The organism is Syntrophomonas sp. UBA1041, assembly GCF_002316705.1.
In the GTDB taxonomy this organism is placed as follows: Bacteria; Bacillota; Syntrophomonadia; order Syntrophomonadales; family Syntrophomonadaceae; genus DTU019.
This window is the reverse complement of the sequence record NZ_DCEA01000038.1, coordinates 1,316-1,568: the sequence shown is the minus strand read 5'-3', so window position 1 is coordinate 1,568 and position 253 is coordinate 1,316. Positions and strand designations below refer to the sequence as shown.

The 253-nt window shown below is 50.6% G+C and carries 1 protein-coding gene; it reads left to right on the top strand.

Annotation, left to right across the window (positions count from 1 at the left end; all coding sequences use genetic code 11):
- The coding region (gene nadE, locus B2633_RS06225) for an NAD(+) synthase (protein WP_483169857.1) at positions 1 to 253 on the top strand (253 nt) is incomplete at both ends.

The window sequence follows — 253 nt, the reverse complement described above, 5'->3', positions numbered from 1 at the left end:
CCAGAAACCTGGGTATTAACCTGCATACCATACCCATCACCGGGGTCTTTCAGGCCTATCTGGATACATTGAGCCCTTACTTCAGCGGTTCTTATGACACTACCGAAGAGAATATACAGGCCCGCATCCGCGGCAATTATCTCATGGCCTTTTCCAACAAATTCGCTTATCTGGTGCTGTCTACCGGCAATAAAAGCGAGATCGCCATGGGCTATTGCACTCTCTACGGGGATATGAGCGGGGGCTTGAGCGT